This window comes from Bradyrhizobium sp. WSM4872, assembly GCF_055811715.1.
Map to the genome: position 1 here is coordinate 26,498 of NZ_JBVVPT010000014.1, position 19,658 is coordinate 46,155.

Below are 19,658 nucleotides of genomic sequence, written 5' to 3' on the forward strand. Positions count from 1 at the left end.
GATCTAGGCCGCTTTCTTTTCCAGGCTGCTTTGCCATTCGCCTTTGGAGGCGAGGCCATTCATGCGTGCGCGGTGACTGAATGCGTCTTGTCCGGCCGCGAGGTTCTCGGCCTTGCCCGACCAGGCCTTCTGCGGCGCGGCCTGCAGTGCGCGGCCGTAGGAGAAGGTCAGGCCCCAGGGCAGCGGGCCGAGCTTGTGCATGGCGTTGAGATGCGCGGTCGCCTCTTCATCCGACTGGCCGCCGGAGAGGAAGGCGATGCCGGGTACCGCTGCGGGCACACACGCCTTGAGCAGCCGTATCGTCTTCTCCGCGACCTCCTCGACGGAAGCCTGCTTCGGGCATTTCTTGCCGGAGATGGCCATGTTCGGCTTCAGCACCATGCCCTCGAGCGCGACGCGCTGCACGCGCAATTCCTGAAACGTTTTGTTGAGCACGCGGCTCGTCACCTCATAGCAGCGATCGATGTCGTGATCGCCGTCCATCAGCACTTCGGGTTCGACGATCGGCACGATCTGCGCGGCCTGACACAGCGCTGCATAGCGCGCCAGCGCGTGGGCGTTGACGCTGATCGCGGTCATTGAGGGGATGCCCCGGCCATCAGTGCCGCTGCCGATGTCGATCACCGCGCGCCATTTGGCGAAGCGGGCGCCGCGCTCGTAATATTTCTTCAAGCGCTCGGCGAGCTTGTCGAGCCCGACCGTGACGAGCTCTCCCGGGCACATCGGCAGGGGTTGCGTGCCTTCGTCGACCTTGATGCCGGGAATGGCGCCGCTACTCTCGATCAGCTTGACCAGGGGCGTGCCGTCCTTTGCGTTCTGCCAGATCGTCTCGTCGTAGAGGATGACGCCGGAGATGTGCTGGTTCATCGCGTCCTTCGAGCGGAACAGCATCTCGCGATAGTCGCGGCGGTTCTCCTCGGTCGATTCCACGCCGATCGCGTCGAAGCGCTTCTTGATGGTGCCGGAGGATTCGTCCGCGGCAAGGATGCCCTTGCCCGGCGCGACCAGAGCGGTCGCGATCCTGTTGAGCTCAGTCAGATTCATCGAGATGTCCTCCCAAAACGATTCTGCCCTTGCCGGTGAAAATAGACCGTTCTCGGGCAAATGCCGAGTTAACGTTCGTCGCAGGGTAAGGGGGGAGGGCTTTATCGCCGGCAACAAGGCGTCATCCCGGGCTTACCGCCCGGAATGACGGAGAAAGTGGGGGCTGGCTTACGCCACCTTCGGGGCGAGCTCGCCCTTGGCGTAGCGCTTGGCCATCTCGGCCGTCGTCAGCACCTTCTTGATCTTGGAGGCTTGGCCCGCGGTATTGAATTCCTGGAGCCGCTGCTTGCACAGCTTGGTCATCGCTTCCATCGCGGGCTTGAGGTACTTGCGCGGATCGAACTCTTCCGGATTGTCCTTGAGCACTTTCCGGATCTGGCCGGTCATCGCCATGCGGTTGTCGGTATCGATGTTGATCTTGCGCACGCCGTTCTTGATGCCGCGCTGGATCTCGGCCACCGGCACGCCCCAGGTCGGCTTCATCTTGCCGCCATAGGCGTTGATGATGTCCTGGAGGTCCTGCGGCACCGACGAGGAGCCGTGCATGACGAGATGCATGTTCGGCAGCTTGCGGTGGATCTCCTCGATCACGTTCATGGCGAGGATGTCACCGTCGGGCTTGCGAGTGAATTTGTAAGCACCGTGAGACGTCCCCATCGCGATCGCGAGCGCGTCGACCTGGGTCTCCTGGACGAACTTCACGGCTTCATCCGGATTGGTCAGGAGCTGGTCGTGGCTCAGCTTGCCCTCGGCGCCGTGGCCGTCTTCCTTGTCGCCCATGCCGGTCTCGAGCGAGCCGAGCACGCCGAGCTCGCCCTCGACCGAGATGCCGCCGAGATGGGCCATGTCGGTCACGGTCTTGGTGACGCCGACATTGTAGCCCCAATCGCCGGGGGTCTTGCCGTCGGCCTTGAGCGAGCCGTCCATCATCACCGAGGTGAAGCCGGCCTGGATCGCGGTCATGCAGGTTGCCGGCTCGTTGCCGTGGTCGAGATGCACGCAGACCGGGATGTGCGGATAGATCTCGGTCACCGCGTCCATCATGTGCTTGAGCATGACGTCGTTGGCGTAGGAGCGCGCACCGCGCGAGGCCTGGATGATGACGGGCGCGTCGACCTGGTTGGCCGCGTCCATGATCGCCAGCGCCTGCTCCATGTTGTTGATGTTGAAGGCCGGGACGCCGTAATCGTTCTCCGCCGCATGGTCGAGCAATTGACGCAACGTGATCCGAGCCATCTGTGTTTTTCTCCCGTTTGGGCCTGCAAGGCCACTGCTTGAAGGCGGCTGACGACTTGCCGACCGATTACTTGATGCGCAGAACTTCGACGCCGGGCAGGGGCTTGCCTTCCATCCATTCAAGAAATGCGCCACCGGCGGTCGAGACATAGGTGAACTGACCGGCCACATGGGCCTGGTTGAGGGCCGCCACGGTGTCGCCGCCGCCCGCGATCGAGACCAGCTTCTTGGCCTTGGTGCGCTCGGCGGCATGCTTGGCGGCGGACATCGTGCCGCGGTCGAATGGCTGCATCTCGAAGGCACCAAGCGGTCCGTTCCAGACCAGCGTCGCCGCATCGTCGATCGCGGCGTGGACACGTGCGATCGACTGCGGACCGACGTCGAGGATCATGCCGTCGGCCGGGATCGCGTCGAGGCCATAGGCATGCGACGGAGCGTTGGCCGCGAAATGATAGGCGACGGTGGCATCGACCGGCAGGATGATGGCGCAGTTGGCGGCTTCCGCCTTTTCCAGGATGCGCAGCGCGGTCGCGGCGAGATCCTTCTCGGCCAGCGACTTGCCGATGCCGACGCCCTGGGCGTGCAGGAAGGTGTTGGCCATGCCGCCGCCGATCACGAGCGCGTCGACCTTGGTCACCAGGTTTTCGAGCAGGTCGATCTTGGTCGAGACCTTGGCGCCGCCGATGATCGCGATGACGGGCTTGGTCGGTGAGCCCAGCGCCTTCTCCAGCGCGACCAGTTCGGCCTGCATGGTGCGGCCGGCATAGGCGGGCAGCTTGTGGCCGAGGCCTTCGGTCGAGGCGTGGGCGCGGTGCGCGGCCGAGAACGCGTCATTGACCCAGATGTCGCCGAGTTTTGCGAGCTCCGCGACAAAGGCCGGATCGTTCTTCTCTTCCTCTTTGTGGAAGCGGGTATTTTCCAGGCAGAGGATGTCGCCGTCCTTCAGCGCCGCCACGGCCTTGGCCGCGGGCTCGCCGATGCAGTCGTCGGCGAAGGCGACGGGCTTCTTCACGACCTTGGCGAGCGCCTCGGCAACAGGCTTGAGCGAGTCCTTGCCATCGCGTCCTTTCGGCCGGCCGAAATGCGCGAGCAGGATGACCTTGCCGCCTTTGTCGGAGATTTCGGTGATGGTCGGCGCGACGCGCTCGAGCCGGGTCGCGTCGCTGACGCGCCCGTTCTCCATGGGCACGTTGAGGTCAACGCGCAGCAGCACGCGCTTGCCCTTCACGTCGACGTCGTCGAGGGTGCGGAATTTGTTGGTCACGAGGGATCCCCTGAACCGCCTTGGGTAATGTTGGGCCAGTCCTCGATCTTCCGATCCGGATCGGGCTTGATCTTCGAGCCCGATCGCAAGAACAGGAACAACAGGCCGCCCATCAACGCCAAGAGGAGCGCGAGGGCGACGAGTTGGGAGGTCATGGCGTTCTCCGGCTGTGCCGTGACGCGTCTTGTTAGATCACCTTCGCCATCGCGACGGCGGTGTCCGCCATGCGATTGGAGAAGCCCCACTCGTTGTCGTACCAGGACATCACGCGCACCAGCGTGCCGTTCTGCACCTTGGTCTGGTCCATGTGGAACGTCGAGGAGTGCGGGTCGTGGTTGAAGTCGATCGAGACGTTCGGCGCGGTGGTGTAGCCGAGGATGCCCTTGAGCTGCTGCTCGGAGGCACGCTTCATCGCCTCGTTGATTTCCTTCGGATCGGTGGCGCGCTTGGCGACGATCTTGAGGTCGACGACAGAGACGTTCGGGGTCGGCACGCGGATCGCGACGCCGTCGAGCTTGCCCTTCAGTTCCGGCAGCACGAGGCCGATCGCCTTGGCGGCACCGGTCGAGGTCGGGATCATCGACATCGCAGCCGCGCGGCCGCGGTAGAGATCCTTGTGCATGGTGTCGAGCGTCGGCTGGTCGCCGGTATAGGCGTGGATCGTGGTCATGAAGCCGGTCTCGATGCCGACGAGGTCGTTCAGCACTTTGGCGATCGGCGCGAGGCAGTTGGTGGTGCAGGAGCCGTTGGAGACGACCAGATGTTCCCGGGTCAGCGTGTCGTGGTTGACGCCGTAGACGATGGTGGCGTCGGCGCCGTCGGCGGGCGCGGAGACCAGCACGCGCTTGGCGCCGGCGGTCAGATGCGCCGAGGCCTTGTCCTTCGAGGTGAAGATGCCGGTGCATTCCATCGCGATGTCGATGCCGAGATCCTTCCAGGGCAGCTTCGAGGGATCGCGCTCGGCGGTCACCTTGATCTTGTTGCCGCCGAGGCTGATCGTATCGCCATCGACGGTCACGGTGCCGGGGAAGCGGCCATGAACGCTGTCGAAGCGAAGCAGATGGGCGTTGGTTTCGACCGGGCCGAGGTCGTTGATGCCGACGACCTCGATGTCCTTGCGGCCGGACTCGGCGATGGCCCGCAGGATGTTGCGGCCGATGCGGCCAAAACCGTTGATTCCGACGCGGACTGCCATGTTTCGTCTCCTTCAATGACCGTTGTCATCCCGCACAACGCGCTAGCGCGCCTGCGAGGGTTTTTTTAGGGCGGACGCCCGGTTCGGCCGGGCGGGGCTTGATCATATGGGAGATTAGGTAGTCCTTTTTTTCGGCAATCTCAACTCTCAGGAAACGCGTTTCAGAACGGCGTTAACCGCGGCCTCGGCGGTAATGCCAAAGTGCTGGAATACCTTGTTGAGAGGGGCGCTGGCGCCGAAGGAGTGCATGCCGATAAACTCGCCATCCTGGCCGATCACGGCATCCCAGCCCCAGCGCACGGCGGCCTCGATCGCGACCTTGATGGGCGCGTTGCCGATGATCTCGTCGCGGCGCTCCTTTGGTTGCGCTAACAGGAGCTCGAGCGAGGGAACCGAAACCACCCGGGTCGGAATGCCGCGCTCGGCGAGCTGCTTCTGGGCGGCCACCGCCATCTCCACTTCGGAGCCGGAAGCAAACAGCGTCGCCTTGGCTTCGCCTTGGGCGGCCACCAGCTCGTAGGCGCCGAACCGGCAGGGGCTCTCGTTCGGTGCGGTGGTGCGCAGTTGCGGCAGGTTCTGCCGGGTCAGCGCCAGGACCGTCGGGCCGTCGATGCGGTTGAGCGCGAGCTCCCAGCACTCGGCAACCTCGATGGAATCGCACGGGCGGAACACGCGCATGTTGGGAATGGCGCGAAGCGCCGAGAGATGCTCGACCGGCTGGTGGGTCGGTCCGTCTTCGCCGAGGCCGATGGAATCATGGGTCATCACATAAACGACGCCGGTCCCCATCAACGCGGCGAGCCGCATCGCCGGCCGCGCATAATCCGTGAACACCAGGAAGGTCGCGCCGTTCGGCGCAAAACCGCCGTGCAGGAAGATGCCGTTCATCGCCGCGCACATGCCGTGCTCACGGATGCCGTAATGGATGAAGCGGCCCTTCGGCGTCTTGGCCGAGAACGCGGTTGCCGACTTCGCCTTGTTGTTGTTGGAGCCGGTGAGGTCGGCCGAGCCCGCCAGAAATTCCATCGGCATCGCGCCGGCAATGACTTCGATCACGGCTTCCGAGGATTTGCGGGTTGCCGCATTCATCGGCTTTTCCAAGAGCTCCTTCTTGTAGCTTTTGAACGCCTTTGCCAGCGCTGCTGGCCGCTCGTGACGGAGCCGACGCTCGAACTCGGCGCGCTTGCGGCTGCCGAGTTCACCGAGCCTTGCTTCCCATTCCTGTCGTGCCGCCGCGCCGCGGCTGCCGGCCGCGCGCCAGGCTTTCAGCACGTCGTCGGGCACCGAGAACGGCTCCAGCGAAATGCCGAGATTTTCCTTGGCGGCCTTGAGTTCGTCGGCGCCGAGCGCTTCGCCGTGGACCTTGTTGGTGCCGGCCTTGTGCGGCGCGCCGAAGCCGATGGTGGTGCGGCACGCAATCAGCGTGGGCTTGTTTGATTTCTGCGCGCGCGTGATCGCGGCGGATATCGCCGCCTGGTCGTGGCCGTCGATCTTTTCGGCCGCCCAACCCGCCGACTTGAAGCGCTTCACCTGGTCGACGGAATCGGAGATCGAGGTCGGGCCGTCGATCGAGATGCCGTTGTCGTCATACAGCACGATCAGCTTGTTGAGCTTCCAGTGCCCGGCCATCGCGATCGCTTCCTGCGACACGCCTTCCATCAAATCGCCGTCGGAAGCGATCACATAGGTGTGGTGATCGACGATCTTCCTGCCGAATTCGGCGGCGAGCATCTTCTCGGCGAGCGCCATGCCGACGGCGGTGGAAATGCCCTGGCCGAGCGGACCGGTGGTGGTCTCGATGCCCTTGGTGTGGCCGTGCTCGGGATGTCCGGGTGTCAGCGATCCCAACTGGCGAAAGTCCTTGAGCTGGTCGATCGTCATCTCGGGGCTGCCGATCAGATACAGCAGCGAATAGATCAGCATCGAGCCGTGCCCGGCCGAGAGCACGAAGCGGTCCCGGTCCGGCCAGTCCAGCGCGGCGACGTCGAATTTCAGGAATTGCGTGAACAGCACGGTCGCCATGTCGGCGGCGCCCATCGGCAGGCCCGGATGACCCGATTTCGCCTTCTCGACGCCGTCCATGGCAAGGCCGCGGATCGCATTGGCCATACGGTTGTGATCGACCTGCGTCATGTCTGAAAATCCGTCTGAAATGAGGCGCTTGTGGCTGTATTCGCCGCGCCGGAAGGAGCCTTTCGGCCGCTGGGGTCGCGGCTGGGATAGCATCTCGGTTCCGGCAGGCCAAGGCAATCAAACGCCGGTTTGGCCGCAAAAGTTGCTTAGCAGTGCATAGTTTCGTGGCGGCGTTGCGCTCCGCTAGCTTGCCACGTAAATTTCTGCTTCTAACCGCTTGCCGAACCGAGTCTTTTGCCGGACGGCAAGCCCCCCGGGGATAGGCCACAGGTTCCGCCGCTGACTGCATGAACGATCGCGTATCCAACAGCTCTGCCATGACCGAGTCCTCGGCCGTCGAGATCGAGATCGCGACCCGCAGGCTCATGGCGGCGCTCGACTCGCTCGAAAGCGCGGTGGAGCGGCGGCGCGACGCCGATCGCGACGAGAACGAGCTCGCGGCGCGAATCCAGGCGCTGGGCGCGGACCGCTCGCGCCTTGCCGACGAACTCGACGGCGCGCTGGTGAAGGCGCGCAAGCTCGAGCGCTCCAGCCGCGAGATCTCCGATCGGCTGGATTCCGCGATCGTCACGATACGTTCGGTGCTCGATACCGGAGAGGACGGATGAGCCATATCAACGTCACCATCAACGGCCGGCAATACCGCATGGCCTGCGAGGAAGGCCAGGAGGTGCGGCTGCTCAAGCTCGCCGAAAGCCTGGAGACGCGGATTCAGTCGCTGCGCGGAAAGTTCGGCGAGATCGGCGATGCCAGGCTCACCGTGATGGCGGCGCTGACCGTCTGCGACGAATTGGTCGACGCCGGCAACCGCATCCGGACCATGGAGCAGGAGCTGACCGAATTGCGGGATTTCCGCAACGCCGCCGTCGAGCGCGCCCGGCTGACTCAGACCGCGGTCGTGAACGCCCTGAACTCCGCGGCCGAGCGCATCGAGAAGTCGACCCAGGTCCTGAACCGCACCGTCGGCAACGGGATCGCCATCGGCTGACCCTTCACCGGGCTGGCGATTCGTCAGCATCGTTGTTACATTGGCCAAGCGAGGCTGCGACGCGCGTCAGGAGCCATAATATCCCCGGGGCCTTATCGATCCTTTAGGGAACTGTCCCTGGCCGGGCCCGTGGGCTCGGACATATGGTGCCCACCTACTTTCGTAGGGAACTCCGGGATCGAGTGCTTCAACGGCGTTCGCGGCTTCGCACTTTTGTTTTCTTCCTTCTGGTTCGTGCCTGTCGAAATTGCGTCCCCGACACGCTGCGGGTGATGACAGCGGGGGTAGCTCTGCCTCGGGGGCAAGCGCACATGACCAACACCAAAGCCGAACTCCGTGCCAAAGCCCTCGCGGCGCGCGATGCGTTGAGCGAAAAGAAACGCACCGCCGCCGCCGCCAGGCTCGCCAAGCGCGGGCTGCCGTTCCAGATCCTGCCTGGCAGCATCGTCTCCGGCTATTCGCCGATCCGCAGCGAGATCGATCCGATGCCGCTGCTGAAGAGGCTCGCCGAGGAGGGCGCCAGGCTCGCGCTGCCTTGCGTCACCGCGCGCGGCCAGGCGCTGATCTTCCGCGTCTTTCATCCGAACGATCGCCTGATGCTCGGCCCGCTCGGCATTCCCGAGCCGTCGCCTGGGGCCGCTGAAGTCATTCCCGACATCATGCTGACGCCGCTCGCTGCCTTCGATCGTTTCGGCCATCGCATCGGCTACGGCGCGGGGCACTACGACCACACTTTCGCGCATTTGCGAAAAGCGAAGAATATCGTCGGCATCGGGCTCGCTTTTGCAGCGCAGGAGATCAAGGCGGTTCCGGCACTATCCCACGACGTGGCGCTGGATTATGTGCTAACGGAATCGGACGTATTCGATTTCCGGAGTTCTGAAGTTGCGCATTCTCTTCGTGGGTGATGTCGTCGGCCGTGCCGGGCGCAACGCCATCGCCGAATATCTGCCTGGCATGGTCAAGGACTGGTCGCTCGATTTCGTCGTCGTCAACGGCGAGAATTCGGCCGGCGGCTTCGGCATCACGGAAGCTATCTATCAGGAGTTTCTCGACGCCGGTGCCGACGCGGTGACGCTCGGTAATCACTCCTGGGACCAGCGCGAAGCTCTGGTGTTCATCGAGCGCGCCGAGCGTTTGGTGCGGCCCGCGAATTATCCGCGCGGCACGCCCGGCCGCGGCGCTACGCTGGTGGAGACCAAGAACGGCAAGCACGCGCTCGTCGTCAACGCGCTCGGCCGCGTCTTCATGACCCCGTTCGACGATCCCTTCGCAGCGCTGGAGCGCGAGCTCGGCGCCTGCCCGCTCGGCATCGCCGCGGACGCCATCGTCGTCGACTTCCATTGCGAGGCGAGCAGCGAGAAGCAGGGCATCGGCTTCTTCTGCGACGGCCGCGCCAGCCTCGTCGTCGGCACCCACACCCATGTCCCGACCGCCGACCACCAGATCCTGTCAGGCGGCACCGCCTACATGACCGATGCCGGCATGACCGGCGACTACGATTCCATCATCGGCATGCAGAAGGAAGAGCCGCTGCGGAGGTTCACCTCCGGGATCCCGTCAGGCCGGTTCGAGCCGGCGGCGGGCCCGGCGACGCTCAGCGGCGTGGCCGTGGAGACGGATGACGCGACCGGACTCGCACTGCGGATTGCCCCGGTGCGCGCCGGCGGCCGGCTGGAGCCGGCGACGCCGAAATTCTGGTTGAGCTGAGTTCTCGCGCAGCTCGCCACACACTCAGTGTCGTCCTGGCGAAAGCCAGGACCCATTACCACCGGCCGTGGTAATGGGCAGGCTCGCGGTCGAAAGTGTCGTGCCAAACAGGCAATCGGGGTAATGGGTCCTGGCTTTCGCCAGGACGACATTGGGACCTACTCCGCCGTCTGCTCCCTCAACTCAGCCACATCCTTCGCCGTCAGCTTCGATCCCTTCGCACCGAACCGCGCCGTGACATAATTCGCCACCGCCGCGATCTCGTCATCGCTATACGCGTTGCCGAACGCCGGCATCGACAGCGCCCCATCCGGCGTGTGGCGCTTGGTGCCCGAGATCACGATCTGCGCGACGTTGGTGGCGGCGGGGTCGTTGACGGCCCAGGTGCCGGTCAGCGTCGCCATCGGCGAGACCGGGCTCTCGCCGCTCCAGCCGTGGCAGCTGGCGCAGGCGCTGGCGAACATTTTCTTGCCGCGCAGATCTGCCGTGATGCCGTCCTTGTGCGAGGCGGGCGCGACCGGCGCTGTGGTTGCGGGCAGGTCGGGCGAGGGCTGCGGCGGCACGCTGCGCAAGTAGGCGACGACGCTGCTTATGTCCTCAGGCGCGAACTGGCTGAAACTGTGGTCGACCGCTTCACCCATCGGCCCCGATGCCGAGCCGTGGCCCGGCGCGTGGCCGAGCGAAAGATAGGAGATCAGGTCCTCGTCGCGCCAATTCCCGAGACCAGTGGCCTTGTCGGAGGAGATGTTGAAGGCGCGCCAGCCGGCCGTGATCGCGCCCGCGAATTTCTTGCGGTTGTCCAGCGCAAAGCCGAGATTGCGCGGCGTGTGGCATTCGCCGCAATGCGCCAGCGCCTCCACGAGATAGGCGCCGCGATTCCACTCCGGGCTCTTCGACGTATCAGGCGCAAAGCGCGTGTCGGGATTGAACACGGCCGACCAGACCATCATGGCCCAGCGCTGGTTGAACGGGAACGACAGCGTGTTCTCCGGCGGCTTCGCGCGCACCGCCGGCAGGCTGAACAGATAGGCCTTCACCGCCAGCACGTCCTCGTCGGTCATGTAGGTGTAGGACGTGTAGGGCATCGCCGGATAAAGCCGGGCGCCGTCATGGCGCTTGCCGCGCTGGACGGCGTTGAGAAAATCCTGGTCGCTGTAATTGCCGATGCCGGTGTCCTTGTCCGGCGTGATGTTGGTGGAATAAAGCGTGCCGAACGGCAGCTTGAAGCCGAGCCCGCCGGAATAATCCTTCTCGCCCGGCTTGCTGTGGCAAACCATGCAGTCGGCCGCCTTCGCCAGATATTCGCCGCGTTCAACCAGGCTCGCCTTCTCCAGCCTGGCCGGCACGCCGGCCGGCTTGCCGGCGCGGTAATCCGCCAGCGCCACCTTGGTGCCGCCGGCGAAGTCGAGCGGACCGGGCCCGCGGATGAACCAGACGCCTGATACCACCGCGACAATGGCGATCACGACGATGCCAGTGAGGATACGCATCTTGCCGCTCATGCTTTTTTCCCCGCAGCCAGCAGTTTCCGATCGATCGGCAGGCGCCGCAGCGCGACGCCGGTTGCCGCGTAAATGGCGTTGCGCAGCGCCGGCGGTCCGGCATTGACGCCGGCCTCACCGATGCCGCCGGGCGCCTCGCCGCTCTTGACCACGAAGACCTCGATCTTCGGTGTCTCGTTGATGCGCATCATGCGGTAGTCGTGGAAGTTAGACTGCTGCACGCGGCCCTTCTCGATGGTGATCTCGCCATAGAGCGCTGCGGTGAGGCCGAACACCAGGCCGCCTTCGATCTGCGCTTTCACCGTATCGGGGTTGACCGCGATGCCGGTGTCGACCACCGAGACGATGCGGCGGAGCACGATCTCGCCGAGATCGTCGATCTCCGCCTCGACCACGGTCGCGAGGAAGCTCGCAAACGACGGCTGCACGCAGACGCCGCGGCCGACCCGCGGTGGCAGCGGTTGGCCCCAGCCGGATTTCTCGGCGGCGAGATTGAGCACCGCGAGCATGCGCGGATTCTTCGTCAGCATCGAGCGGCGGAATTCGACGGGGTCCTTGCCGGCCTTGCGCGCCAGCTCGTCCATAGCGCATTCGACCGCGAACACGTTGTTGTTCGGACCGACACCGCGCCAGAAGCCGGTGGGCACCGCCGGCGGTTCGGCGCGGACATATTCGACATGGAAGTCGGCGAAATCGTAGGGCGCATCCACGGCGGCATCGACCGCGTCGATGTCGATACCCTTCTGGAACGCCGGCGGCAGCCAGCGCGCAATCACCGCCGAGCCGGCGACCTTGTACTTCCAGGCCGCGACCTTGCCGTCGACCAGCGATGCCGTGACCTGGTCGCGATAGACCGGGCGATAGACGTCGTGCTGGATGTCCTCCTCACGGGTCCATATCACCTTGACGGGGTAGTCGACCTGTTTTGCGATCTTCACGGCCGCCACCACCATGTCCGGCTCGAGCTTGCGGCCGAAGCCGCCGCCGAGCAGATGCTGGTTGACGATCACCTTGCCGACGGGGAGGCCCGCGGCCTTCGCCGCCTCCGACTGCACCCGCGTCATGATCTGCGTGCCGGTCCAGATCTCGCAGGCATCAGGCCTGACGTGAACGGTGGCGTTGATCGGCTCCATCGAGGCGTGCGCAAGGAACGGCAGTTCGAAGCTCGCCTCGAACCGGTCGCCGCTCGCGAGCCCCTTGGCGATGTCGCCGACCGATTTCGCGACCACGCCGTCCTTCGCGCTGGCGGCGCGCAGATGCTGCCAGATATCCTTGGTGCTGAGCTTCGCGTTCGGTCCCTCGTTCCACTCGATCTTGAGCGCATCGAGGCCTTTCTTCGCGGCCCACATGTGGTCGCCGATCACTGCGACCGTGTCCTCGAGCACCACGATTTTGCGCACGCCCGGGATTTTCACCGCCGCGCTGTCGTCGACCTTGCCGACCTTGCCGCCAAAGACCGGGCAATTGGCGATCGCGGCGATCTTCATGCCGGGCAGGATCGCGTCGATGCCGTAGACGGCCTTGCCGTTGACCTTGTCTGGCGTGTCGAGCCGCTTCAGCGGCTGGCCGATGATCACGAAATCCTTGGGATCTTTGAGCGGCACGTCCTTCGGCGGCGTCTGGCTTTGCGCGGCGAGCGCCAGCGCACCGTAGGACAGGCTGCGCCCGCTTGCGGCATGCACGACCTCGCCCTTCGATGTCGAGCAGCTTGCAGGCTCGACCTGCCACTGCGCCGCGGCAGCCTGCACCAGCATCGCCCGCGCGCTGGCGCCGGCTGAGCGCAATGGTTTCCACCAAGCACGGATCGAGGTCGAACCGCCGGTCGCCTGCAGGCCAAAGGCGGGATTGGCGTAGAGCTGGTCGTTGGGCGGCGCGTGCAGCACCGCGACCTTTGCCCAATCGGCATCGAGCTCTTCGGCCAGGATCATCGAGATCGAGGTATAGACGCCCTGGCCCATCTCGACCTGCGGCATCAGGAGAATGGTGCGGCCGGTCTCCTCGATCCGGATGAAGGCGTTCGGCGCGAACTTGCCGTCGGTGGTATCGCGCGGCTGCTCAGGCTCGTTGACCGCGGCGCGCAGCGGCAGATGGAAGGCGAGCAGGAAACCGGTTGCGAGACCGCCAGTCAGCAGCGAGCGGCGGGAGACCTCGGGAAGAGTCTTGTCGGCGATCATGGCGGACCTCACGACTGACGGGCGGAGGCCGCCTGCTTGATGGCCTCGCGGATGCGCACATAGGTGCCGCAGCGGCAGATGTTGCCCGCCATCGCGGCGTCGATGTCGGAGTCGTCGGGGGTTGGCGTTGCCGCCAGCAGCGCCGCGGCCGCCATGATCTGGCCGGACTGGCAGTAACCGCACTGGATCACTTCGGCATCGAGCCAGGCCTTCTGCACCTTTGCGCCCGCCGGTGTGCTGCCGACATGCTCGATCGTCGTGATGGCGCGGTTCGCGACCGCGCTGACCGGCAAGACGCAGGAGCGGACTGCCTTTCCATCGACGTGCACCGTGCAGGCGCCGCACTGCGCGATGCCGCAGCCGAACTTGGTGCCGGTCATCCCGAGGACGTCGCGCAGCACCCACAGCAGCGGCATGTCAGGTGGCGCGTCGAACGATTTCGTTTCGCCGTTGATGGTGAGAACAGTTGCCATATGCATCCCCTTGCTCGCTCGATCGCTTGCGGCGATCTAGTCATCGAATTCGCGCGCACAATAATCATATCGATGCGAAACGATGAAGCGTCGACATTTTCGGCAATGCATATTTGCGGAGCGAACGCGTCAGGCCATGACGTTCACGAATTTGTGCGGCGATCGCTGCGGTGATTTTAGGCTAATTGATATGATAAGCGTCATTTTCTGACGCTTTTTCTTCACATGCGCCGTTCATTGCCGCAGATGATCGTGCGAATGCGCAAAATCATGCGATGACGAAAGTCGTGCGATTGTGGAAGTCAGACGGCGAGCACGTCTGACGGGATCAATTGCAGCGGCTCATTGTTGTGCCCTCTCCCCTTGTGGGAGAGGGCCGCGACGCCGGTAGACGCAGGCTCACTCGGGTGAGGGGTCGGTCTCCGCGTATGGCCGCCGTTGTGATCAGCCGACAAAGGGAAGCCTGATCGTGAACGAGGCACCGCCGTGCTCCCGATTTCTCGCTGATATGAACCCGTTGTGCGCGTCGATAATGGTGCGCGCAATGGACAAGCCCATGCCCATGCCTTCCGCTTTGCTGGTGTAAAACGGTTCGAAAACCTCGTTTAGTTTATCTTCGGTAATGCCGGGCCCGCGATCCGACACGGATAACTCCGCAAACTTCTCAACGCGCGAAGTCCGAATGCTGATGCTGCGATGTTCAGGCGGCATATCCTTCATCGCCTCGATGCCGTTCATTACAAGGTTCAGAACAACCTGTTGAAGCTGAATGCGGTCGCCGAGGATCGGTAGCGCATCCGCCGTGATCACGGTGGCCATTTCGAATTTTCGGCTGACGGTTAGCGCCGAAAGAAATCTGATCGTCTCTTGCACAACCTCATTGAGGTCCAGTTGCTTCAATTCGAACGGCGCCTTCTTTAGGAGGCTGCGCATCCTGCGAATGACCTCGGTGGCACGCCGGTCATCCTGTAAAATATCGTTCACGATTTCCCTGAGTTCAACAACATCAGAAAGTGCAGCGATATCGGGACGCTGCGATTGCAGGATCGCGGCTGCGGTTTCGGCGTTCGTCAGAATAGACCCGAGCGGCTGGTTGATCTCGTGAGCAATCGAAGCGGTCAGTTCGCCAGCGGTCGCGAAGCGATTGACGTGGGCCAGTTCAGCCATGCGCTGTCGCGACTGTACTTCGGCGAATTGACGCCGACGATGCTCAAACAGCAAAAGCGCGATCAGTCCCGCTTGCGCGAGGACAAGCGCGATAGTGAACGTGATTTGCCACCAATATCGCTCCCACAACGTGGGCTCCCGGAAGTAAACCGTGCTGTCAGGCGGCAGTCTGCTTTGGGAAATTCCCCACCGCTGCAGTTGGCGCCAGTCAAACATAGGCGCGGCCAGCGGGACAAAAGTCGGCTTGATGTCGGCGACATTTTCGCCGTTAAGGATGCGAAGCGCGACTTCCGCCGCCTGCTTGCTTTGTCTGGAAACGACCTGCATTGGTCCACCGACGATGCCCTCTCCAAAAAAACTTTCGTCGTGAAAAAAGATGGGCGCATTGGCTACGCTGTAAAATCGGGTAAACGCACTGTTGCCCTCATGCGCCACTCCCGCCGCATCGACATTCAATCCAATCCAGAAAATAGCACTGTGCGGCGGAAGGTTGCCGGCATCCTTGAGCATGTCTTCGAACGAGAGCTCGTTGTACCATCGAAAATGGACACGATCCGCGAACCGCACGGTGGACTTGGCGACCTCGTTACGCCACCAGGTTTCGCTCGGCGAAGCACCGACTACGATGGCAATCGTAGTTGTTTGAGGTAGGACCTGCAGGATATTTTCAAAGAAAACACGATCGTCGTTCGTGATTGCCACGACGGTGTCGTACTTGGTCAATTTATCGAAGTCGACGCGGCGTCGCTCTACCAGAGTGTACAGCATCGGCGTAGTTGGAAAGAGGTCTTTGCGATGAGCCTGCACGAAATTGGCAGCAGGCGCACCGATCGCGACGATCAGGTCGGGCGGCTGGTCTATATTGAGGGAACGAAGATACTCGACAAAGGGGGCGTCTGACTTGTCGCTGCTTCGCCGGGCATTCAGCAGCGATTGGTCTTGAAATTCAATGGATGCCCGGCGGCTCAGCTCGGCGCGAAGGGCTTCCGAATAATCAGTCCAAGGTCTGAACCTAAGACCGAATGAATGCAGCATCAGTACTCGCTTTGGCTGTGGATCAACTGCCGCACTTTGGCTTGTCGTCGCGATCAACAATGCGATGGTCAACGCAACGGTGAGGCTCCGCACGCGACAGGTTCGCCATGAGCGAGACAGCCAGAAAAGCATCGCACTCCGAGCCCCGATCCAAGTGGAGTACCGTATCCGCTCGATCAGATTATCAACAAGCGGAGACAAGGGAAACTGCGGGGCAATTCTGACACAAACAGGTCCGCAAGAGTTCATAGCGACGCGGTCGCGCGGTCCCTGCAATAGGCCGCGTCGCCCAGAGTACCTGCAGACCGATGACGCAGGTCGCCATCATCGGACGGTCACCGTCAGCGCTTGCGCGCACAGAGGGCAACCCGCGCTATCGCGCGTCGCCACGGATTAATAGGCGCAAATATAGTTCCCGTAAGCATCGTAGCAGCTGCGGCGGTACGCAGCAGTGCCAAGGGCAGCCGCGCCTACCGCTGCCGCTCCCACACCGTAGCCCCGATAGCCGTAGCCGCGATAACCGCCACGATAGCCGTAGCCACGGTAGCCTGCGCCGCGCACTGCGACAGCGCCGCCGCCCCGCGGTCCTCGAACCGCGACCGCACCGCCGCGGTAACCGCCGCCACCCCGATAGGCACCTCCGCCGCGCCGAGCCTCGGCATCATCGGGGGTCAAGCAGACGATGAGCAAAACGAAGGCGGCAAGAGGAGCGAGAATATAGCGGAGCATGATGGAACCCTTCCATGAATTCATTGAGCCCCGCTCGCGAGATTGCGGCTCACTCTGCGCGTGAGGTTGATGTAGATCAATCGAACCCGCGCACTGCGACGCCTACGCTATGCTCAGCCGCACCTGAGGCGGCTTCCGTCACCCTTCGGTGACGCAAGTGCGAAGAGGGAGGTCCGCCATGCATCCGAGGAAGCTTCTTTCGATCAAGTCAGCGACGGTCGCGGGCATTGCCGCCAGCGGCCTGCTTGGGCTTGCAACCCTGTCGCTTAGTCCAACCCCAGCCAAGGCGGTGATTTACTGCCAGTACGTAGAATATCCGGCGGGTTGCGTTGCCCGGGCAGGCGTCGTGCTCAGGCCGCGCCCGGTGGCCCGCGCCGCAGTCCGCCACAACGCCGGTGGCAATGCGAATGGTGGCGTCAACCGCGTTGGAGCCGGGCGGTAAAGGCCGGTTTCGCAAGCCAGCAAGAAGCCGTCATCGTTTCGTCCCGGTGGCGGCTTTTCTTGGTCTGGCGGGGATAGGCACTAGTACCGCCGGGGCGGCATTAGGGCATGAAGCACACTTGGTACGTCACTTTTGAAGTGCCGCCGGACGGCACACTGTCAAGACGGCGACACCCGCGTCTAACGAACACGTTTGAAAGCGAAGCAGCAGCTAAGGATTTTGCGCGAACCAAATTCAACGACGGACTGATCGTCACTGCAGGGACTATCATCCCTCACTTTCCGAGAGTGTCGATCCCATCGACCGAAATCCCAACGTGGCTTGAAGCGCCCGGCGAAGTTGATCCAGATCAATAAGTCGGGGACCGGCGCTGGTGACATGCTCTGAGGGGGCAGCAACCGGGAGCCTGAACATGAATGAACGTTCGGAGCCGAAACAGGTCTGTCGTCGCAACGCACTCACTTTCCTTGGATGCGCAGCGGTGTTTGGGTTTGTGGCCTCCTCCTCAATTTTTGCAGCTTCAGAGGCGGTGGCCCAAACCACTGCGCCAGCCGCCGCGCCTGCGACGCCGCCAGCCGACGCGCCCAAGTCGGGCACAGAACGCCGCCAGGAGCGACGTAGCGGGCGAACAGAGCGCCGCCAGGAGCGCCGCGCCGGCCGCACGGAGCGGCGGCAAGCACGGCGTACAGGACGCGACGAGCGACGGGACGCTCGCGACGGCACCCCGGCCACTGCGACGACCACAGAGCAAAAGAAGTAGTCCGTTGATTTGGCACGCACAGCTACCGGGCCACCTCAGCGTAGGCCCGGAAGGCCGTACAGCGTGCGGCCTATCGAAATCGGCTTCTCTCGGAAGGGGAGAAGGGAAGAGGAGGGGTTGAAGATTTCGGAATAATAGCAGTATGCACCTGTTTTGCCCGACGGCGCAACCGCTTTACGAGCCGCCTAAGCCACGGATTCGTCCGGCACTTAAGCCATTGATTCTGCTCGCCCTGGCTACTGTGCATGGGGTTGTTTTTCAGGTTTTCGACTCCAAGGGCCGCTGGAGCGGTCCTCAGCTCTGCCGAAAGCCCATCCGGAAGGCGCCCCAGTGCTTGCCGCGGATCATGATCGGTGAGGACAGGTCCTTCATCAGCACGAACTGACCGCCGCCCATGTCGCGGCGATAGGTCTGCAGCAGGAACGGCTTGGTGTTGGCCGCGACCTTCTGCACCGCGCGGTCGGTGAACAGGCGGCGGTTGCGGCAATTGGCGTTATTCCAGACCGGGTCCTTGCCCTGCGGCAGGCGGTAGTTCGGGTTGTGGGTCGGCAGATAGCCGCCCTTGGCCCAGGCGACGCAGAACACGATGCGGGGATCGGACTTCTGAATCGGATCCTGGATCGCGGGCAGCACGCGGTCGGTGAATTCGACGTAGTCAGTGTTGTACTGCTTGGGATCGGTGCCGGGGATTTCCCGGTAGTTCTCGTCCAAGAACTGGTCGAGCGTGATCTCGCCGCGGCCAATGGCGGCTTCGAATTCGTCCGAGATCCGCTTGGCGGTCTCGACGACTACGCGGATCAGCGGCGCATCCGATGTCTCGACGCCGCTGTCGGCGATCAGTGCGATCAGGCCTTCGGACGTGTCGAGCAGCTTGGTCACGCGCTGATCGGCGTTCTTGAGATCGCGCGAGGAGAGGTCGACGCCCTTGGCGAGCTCGTTGAGCTCGCTGATGACGGTGTCGCAGTGTCCGAGATTGGAGGTCGCCGCGCGCGTGACGCTGCCGATCTCCGCCTCCACGGAGGCGAAGCCCTGCTGGACCCGCGAGATGATGCCGGAGATCCGCTGGGCGCCTTCGCCGGCGGTCTTTGCGCGCTGCGAGGCATCGCTGCTCTCGCCGATCAGGCCTTCGATCTGGCCGTCGAGATCGCGCATGGTGTCGGAGATCTGGTGTGTGGCCTGGCGGGTGGCTTCCGCGAGGTTCTTGACCTCGCTTGCGACCACCGCGAAGCCGCGGCCGGCGTTGCCGGCGCGTGCCGCCTCGATGGTGGCGTTGAGCGCGAGCAGGTTGGTCTGCTTCGCGATCGCCTCGATCGACCCGGACACCTTTGCCACCTGTGCCAGCGCCGAACCGACGGCGCTCAAGCGCGCTTCGATCCGCTCCACCGCCGCGACAAGCTCGGAGATATGGCTGACGGCGGCATCGACTGCGCCGCGCGACTGCGCGATCTCGCCGACCGCCGCCGACGTGGTCGTTTGCACCGCCTGCGACGCATTGGCAATGTCGTGATTGGCGGAGACCATCGTCTCGGCGGTTTCCTGCAGGTGGTGGAACCGCTCCGACTGGTTCGCGACTCGGCTTGCGACTTCCTGGACGTTGCCGGCGATGTCAGCGAGTTCCACGCCGAGGCCGCCGATGCGGTCGGCGAGCTGATCGATCAGCCGTTCGGCAAGCGTTCGGTTGGAGCCGGTGTCCAGTACTGCAAATTGTACGACGGACATGTCTTGAGAGTCCTCCAGTCAGAGCCGTTCGCCGGCTCTCCGCGGCATTCCCATTCCAATTCCGGTCTTAAGAGGTGATTCGCGCCT

The 19,658-nt window shown here is 63.6% G+C and carries 17 protein-coding genes and 1 other RNA gene; 6 read left to right on the plus strand and 12 right to left on the minus strand.

Annotated elements, in window-relative coordinates; translation table 11 throughout:
* Positions 1-3: 3 nt before the first annotated feature.
* From AC0L3C_RS19770 to tkt, 6 genes are all read right to left on the minus strand, one after another.
* A complete protein-coding gene (locus AC0L3C_RS19770) occupies positions 4-1,044 on the minus strand; it encodes a class I fructose-bisphosphate aldolase (RefSeq protein WP_473265349.1) in 1,041 nt (346 codons plus the stop codon).
* A 168-nt stretch (positions 1,045-1,212) separates the two neighbouring features.
* Entirely contained in the window at positions 1,213-2,280 is a 1,068-nt protein-coding gene (fba, locus tag AC0L3C_RS19775; RefSeq protein ID WP_007599942.1) for a class II fructose-bisphosphate aldolase, read from the minus strand.
* 67 nt (positions 2,281-2,347) lie between these two features.
* Positions 2,348-3,544 (minus strand): phosphoglycerate kinase, encoded by a 1,197-nt coding sequence (locus tag AC0L3C_RS19780; RefSeq protein ID WP_473408755.1) that lies wholly within the window; start codon positions 3,542-3,544, stop codon positions 2,348-2,350.
* Complete coding sequence (locus AC0L3C_RS19785) at positions 3,541-3,699, minus strand: hypothetical protein (RefSeq protein WP_247406375.1); 159 nt, start codon at positions 3,697-3,699, stop codon at positions 3,541-3,543. The genes AC0L3C_RS19780 and AC0L3C_RS19785 overlap by 4 nt, the downstream gene beginning before the upstream one ends.
* 32 nt (positions 3,700-3,731) lie before the next feature.
* Positions 3,732-4,739: a type I glyceraldehyde-3-phosphate dehydrogenase gene (gene gap, locus AC0L3C_RS19790; protein WP_027515515.1), complete on the minus strand. Its 1,008-nt coding sequence runs from the start codon at positions 4,737-4,739 to the stop codon at positions 3,732-3,734.
* Between the two features lie 147 nt (positions 4,740-4,886).
* A complete protein-coding gene (tkt, locus tag AC0L3C_RS19795; RefSeq protein WP_473408756.1) occupies positions 4,887-6,872 on the minus strand; it encodes a transketolase in 1,986 nt (661 codons plus the stop codon).
* A 287-nt stretch (positions 6,873-7,159) separates the two neighbouring features.
* On the opposite strand from tkt, the gene AC0L3C_RS19800 reads away from it, so the two are divergent.
* The 5 genes from AC0L3C_RS19800 (at position 7,160) to AC0L3C_RS19820 (ending at position 9,570) form a co-directional block, all read left to right on the plus strand.
* The gene (locus tag AC0L3C_RS19800) at positions 7,160-7,480 is read left to right on the plus strand and encodes a DUF4164 domain-containing protein (RefSeq protein ID WP_026232773.1); all 321 of its coding nucleotides are present in this window, start codon (positions 7,160-7,162) and stop codon (positions 7,478-7,480) included.
* A complete protein-coding gene (locus AC0L3C_RS19805; RefSeq protein ID WP_007599950.1) occupies positions 7,477-7,860 on the plus strand; it encodes a cell division protein ZapA in 384 nt (127 codons plus the stop codon). Before AC0L3C_RS19800 ends, AC0L3C_RS19805 begins: the two co-directional genes overlap by 4 nt.
* 48 nt (positions 7,861-7,908) lie before the next feature.
* A non-coding RNA gene (ssrS, locus tag AC0L3C_RS19810) (6S RNA) lies at positions 7,909-8,070 on the plus strand.
* Between the two features lie 101 nt (positions 8,071-8,171).
* Positions 8,172-8,768, plus strand: coding sequence for a 5-formyltetrahydrofolate cyclo-ligase (locus AC0L3C_RS19815; protein ID WP_473408757.1), 597 nt, complete (start codon positions 8,172-8,174; stop codon positions 8,766-8,768).
* A complete protein-coding gene (locus AC0L3C_RS19820; RefSeq protein ID WP_473408758.1) occupies positions 8,746-9,570 on the plus strand; it encodes a TIGR00282 family metallophosphoesterase in 825 nt (274 codons plus the stop codon). The genes AC0L3C_RS19815 and AC0L3C_RS19820 overlap by 23 nt, the downstream gene beginning before the upstream one ends.
* A 158-nt stretch (positions 9,571-9,728) precedes the next feature.
* Here the strand turns inward: AC0L3C_RS19820 and AC0L3C_RS19825 are convergent, their stop codons facing one another.
* The 5 genes from AC0L3C_RS19825 to AC0L3C_RS19845 form a co-directional block, all read right to left on the minus strand.
* The gene (locus tag AC0L3C_RS19825; protein ID WP_473408759.1) at positions 9,729-11,072 is read right to left on the minus strand and encodes a c-type cytochrome; all 1,344 of its coding nucleotides are present in this window, start codon (positions 11,070-11,072) and stop codon (positions 9,729-9,731) included.
* Entirely contained in the window at positions 11,069-13,246 is a 2,178-nt protein-coding gene (locus AC0L3C_RS19830) for a xanthine dehydrogenase family protein molybdopterin-binding subunit (protein ID WP_473408760.1), read from the minus strand. Before AC0L3C_RS19830 ends, AC0L3C_RS19825 begins: the two co-directional genes overlap by 4 nt.
* An 8-nt stretch (positions 13,247-13,254) precedes the next feature.
* The gene (locus tag AC0L3C_RS19835; RefSeq protein WP_473265333.1) at positions 13,255-13,719 is read right to left on the minus strand and encodes a (2Fe-2S)-binding protein; all 465 of its coding nucleotides are present in this window, start codon (positions 13,717-13,719) and stop codon (positions 13,255-13,257) included.
* A 444-nt stretch (positions 13,720-14,163) separates the two neighbouring features.
* Positions 14,164-16,053 carry a sensor histidine kinase gene (locus AC0L3C_RS19840; protein WP_473408761.1) on the minus strand — a complete coding sequence of 630 codons (1,890 nt, stop codon included), beginning with the start codon at positions 16,051-16,053 and terminating at the stop codon, positions 14,164-14,166.
* A gap of 261 nt (positions 16,054-16,314) precedes the next feature.
* The gene (locus tag AC0L3C_RS19845) at positions 16,315-16,650 is read right to left on the minus strand and encodes a hypothetical protein (RefSeq protein WP_473265329.1); all 336 of its coding nucleotides are present in this window, start codon (positions 16,648-16,650) and stop codon (positions 16,315-16,317) included.
* 178 nt (positions 16,651-16,828) lie between these two features.
* Here AC0L3C_RS19845 and AC0L3C_RS19850 point away from each other — a divergent pair, with 178 nt between their 5' ends.
* Positions 16,829-17,092, plus strand: coding sequence for a hypothetical protein (locus tag AC0L3C_RS19850; protein WP_007599963.1), 264 nt, complete (start codon positions 16,829-16,831; stop codon positions 17,090-17,092).
* Between the two features lie 1,054 nt (positions 17,093-18,146).
* Here the strand turns inward: AC0L3C_RS19850 and AC0L3C_RS19855 are convergent.
* Positions 18,147-19,571: a methyl-accepting chemotaxis protein gene (locus tag AC0L3C_RS19855; protein WP_473408762.1), complete on the minus strand. Its 1,425-nt coding sequence runs from the start codon at positions 19,569-19,571 to the stop codon at positions 18,147-18,149.
* Between the last annotated feature and the right edge of the window lie 87 nt (positions 19,572-19,658).